The sequence below is a fragment of the Bifidobacterium sp. LH_417 genome, from assembly GCF_056357035.1.
In genome coordinates this window covers 1-1,146 of the sequence record NZ_JBKEVI010000042.1, presented here as the reverse complement: position 1 = coordinate 1,146, position 1,146 = coordinate 1, and the positions used below count along the sequence as shown (strand labels likewise).

Annotated in this window: 2 rRNA genes; both read right to left on the bottom strand. The window is 60.1% G+C overall.

Going from position 1 to position 1,146, the window contains the following annotated elements:
• Positions 1-613: ribosomal RNA gene (locus AC1AYR_RS11735) — 23S ribosomal RNA — on the bottom strand; the annotation flags it as partial.
• A gap of 448 nt (positions 614-1,061) precedes the next feature.
• Positions 1,062-1,146 (bottom strand): 16S ribosomal RNA (locus AC1AYR_RS11730); the annotation flags it as partial.

Here is a 1,146-nt window from a genome sequence, read left to right as displayed (position 1 = left end):
CAGGGAGGCTCCGACGGATCGTAGGCGCACGGTTTCAGGTACTCTTTCACTCCCCTCCCGGGGTGCTTTTCACCTTTCCCTCACGGTACTGGTCCACTATCGGTCGGACAGGAATATCTAGGCTTACCCCACGGTCGGGGCGGATTCACACGGGATTCCACGAGGCCCGCGCTACTTGGGAAACACGATCGCGAGACCATGCGCATACGACTACGGGGCCATCACCCTCCACGGCCAGGCATCCAATCCTGTTCGTCTCGCACACGGTATTTGTCACTCACGCCGGGCCCGTCGGAACCCGGTCACACGCTCCCACAACCCCGGTGCCGCAACCCCCGACGGGTATCACACGACACCGGTTTGGCCTGATCCGCTTTCGCTCGCCACTACTCACGGAACATCCTTTCCTACAGGTACTGAGATGTTTCACTTCCCTGCGTACCCCCCAGCCCGAAGACTGGTGCCACCCCATCCAGGGTGGCGGGTTCCCCCATTCGGAGATCCTGGGATCNAAGCCCTGTCGGCGGCTCCCCCAGGCCTATCGCGGCCCCACACGTCCTTCATCGGTCCTGTCCGCCAAGGCATCCACCACTGCGCCCTCACCAGCAACACACGTCACCGGCGAAAACCAAATTCGCGAATACATCGGACGACACATCAACACAACATGTCAAAATGATCACAAAACGACCGAACGAACACCCAAGACAAAAACATCTCGGAGTCCATTCGAAATCAACAGAAACAAGAAAAAAACTCTTTCTTGCTCGCGTCCACTATCCAGTTCTCAAACCACCAACACACACCAAGCCACGACCGACCCCCACAAAAAGAGGAAGCCCCGCGGCCCGGAGGCATCGGACCCGCAACCCGGAGGAAAACCCTCCAGGAGTGGCGGTCCGGGAACCCAAAAGCATGCCGCACCACCTACACCGGCCACCCCAGGAGGGCGACCCCACAGCCCATGATCTCTTCCACACCAGCGACCCCGACCGACCGTGCGACGATCGCACGCGCGGGGCACACACCGGCCACCAGACAGTGGCCTGTATTCTCCGTAGAAAGGAGGTGATCCAGCCGCACCTTCCGGTACGGCTACCTTGTTACGACTTAGTCCCAATCACGAGCCTCACCTTAGACGGCTCC